The organism is Synechocystis sp. LEGE 06083, assembly GCF_015207725.1.
In the GTDB taxonomy this organism is placed as follows: domain Bacteria; phylum Cyanobacteriota; class Cyanobacteriia; order Cyanobacteriales; family Microcystaceae; genus Synechocystis; species Synechocystis salina.
In genome coordinates, this window is the sequence record NZ_JADEWJ010000393.1 from 1 (window position 1) to 2,392 (window position 2,392).

2 protein-coding genes are annotated in these 2,392 nt (G+C 52.5%); both read right to left on the minus strand.

Annotation, left to right across the window (positions count from 1 at the left end; translation table 11 throughout):
- Positions 1 to 287 (minus strand): hypothetical protein (locus IQ219_RS18990; RefSeq protein ID WP_194073646.1); only part of this gene is annotated, 287 nt, incomplete at its 3' end.
- A gap of 227 nt (positions 288 to 514) precedes the next feature.
- On the minus strand, positions 515 to 2,392 hold a 1,878-nt coding region (locus tag IQ219_RS18995), incomplete at its 5' end, for an FAD-dependent oxidoreductase (RefSeq protein ID WP_194073647.1).

Below are 2,392 nucleotides of genomic sequence, written 5' to 3' on the forward strand. Positions count from 1 at the left end.
GGGGTGGCCGGAATGCTAGTGGCACCAAATTCTAGATGGGTGAGGGAAACACTGGTCAATGGTCCCAATTCCACCGGGCGATTTAAAAAATGTTCCACCGCTTGCCCCACCAAGGGGGAGACGTTTCGCTGTACCCAATAATGGCCGTAGGTTGCGGCCCCGGCGATCGCCACCACTACACCACTGCCGAAGCCCACCACCATTGGGCAGGAAAAAAACGCCCTGGAATGCTTAGCCAACCGGGGCAACCCCAAGGGGGACTCAGACTTTTGGCGATCGGTGACCATAATTTCAGGTGCTATTTAATCCCCACAACCACCCTGCTAGGCTAACACTAGCCAACGAAATCCCGAGCAAACTAGATTAATCCCAGCACCACCACTACCCCAGGGAGACGGAATAGAACCTTTCCCTGGTTCCCCTGGCCCTAGGCTTTCCGCTGTTGAAATTGGCCGGAGAGAATTAACCAAGCCGGTGGATCAATCAATGTTGTCAGGCATAAACGGCCCAGGGGCTAAATTTGCAAAATTCCCTCGGGCATCACCGTCAACAATTCCCGCCGTTGCAGACCTTCTTGGTGACAGATGGCGTTGGCCGATAATAATCCACTGCTGATGGCCCGCTCCATCAAACCGCAGGGAAAGGGCATTTTCACCCAATCCCCAGCGAACAAAAGATTGGCCACCGCAGTTTCTGTCTCCGGGCGATCGCCGTAGCTGTTGGGGGGAAACCCGGAAAAATTCTTTTGGTTGACCAATTCCCGATGTAGCAGGTTGGCAGTGGCTAGGGAGGGGACAATTTCGTACAATTCCTGCTCAAAGGTGGTTAACAAATCCCCTTGGGTAGGAAACTCTCTCTCTTTGTAGCAATAGGCGTGTAACTCCACCACACTGCCCCCGGTGCGCTCCGCCCAGGCAATAAATTGATTTTGGATGCGGTGATAGAGGGTAATGCTATCGGTCAAACGATAACCGGACAGGGAGGCAAAATTACTGTGGGCCCATTCAAAATCTTGGTCAAACCAAAACCGGGCCACCGCAAAGGGATCCGCCACGGCTAATTGTTTTACTTGTTGCACCAATTGGGGACTAACATCTCCCTCCAGGCGATCGGCCAGGTTTTTCATGCCCACCACGTCCGCCGCCAGCACATAATAATCTGCCTTGAGGGTTTGCTCCGCTGGTTTACCCTTGCTGCGGGAAACTAACTGTACTTCCTTGGCACTGCTCCCCGGTTTAACGGCAAACTTGGCCAAGTTACGTTTGGCCGGCCCCTGGATCACTTGACCATCGGCATCATACACAGCGCCATGGCAAGGACAAATAAATTGGCCGTTTTCCTGTTTGGCAACGGTACAACCCTGGTGGCTACAGGTGAGGGACAAAGCTTCTTTTCCTTCTGGCTTAGCCCAATAAACCCGATCGCCAGCGCCGTAATAAACATCCTCCCCCGGGCTTGCCTGGGAGAGCAACTCGTTGCGGGGCACAGTAAAGGGCACATCGCTGACGGGATCATCCCCCTGCACATACTGGAGAGATTGGATTAAACCTTGATCACAGTTGATCGCACTAACGGTGGCTTCGGTGATAATTTCTCCTCCATGGGCTTTGATGGACTCCACCATGGGCATGACCAAACTGGTCACCATATCGTCCTTGGTGCCGTTGAAAGCTAGGCCTTCAGGATTGCCGAAAAAGTAAAAGTGGAAAAACTGCATCAATTCCCCCGCACTCAATACATCGAGGGCATTCAAGCTAGATTTGGCAAAGGGCAGAAAGTAAAGATCGTACAAACCCTGGGGAAATCCCTTCGCCACCCAATCACTGACAGTGATGCCATCCAGTTGGTCATAGCTTTTGGGAATTTGGAATCCCGTAATGGCCCGAAAAACCTGCCAATGGGAAGGCTTGGTTAAATTAATGCCCCAGCGCAACCGATTGGGGGAAGAAATGGTCAGATCAACAATGTTCCAGGGAAAGGCGGAATGGCTCGGACGAAATACCTCCGGCTCGTAGCCTTCTTTAAACACCAAAGAGTAGAAATCCAGGGAACGGAAATTATCGGCGATCGCCAACTCATTAACAATGCCCTTGAGGTTGTAATACTGGGGAAAAAAGCCGTGGAAACCGTGTTCCATCTGAAAGGTTTCTTCCCCCACCTGGATGGGCCAGCCCGCCACCTTACCGCCCAAATTGGGTGATTTCTCCAACAGGGTAACCTTAAAGCCCCGCTTGCTCAGTTCATAGGCTGAAGCTAAACCAGCCAAACCGGCCCCCACCACCAGCACGGACTTGGGTTGGGATAAATATTGCGGTAAATCTAGGCGATCGCTATGGTATCGAGCGGGTTGGGGCTTAGCTAAGCGGGAATAACCAATGGCCCCCCCCAGGGT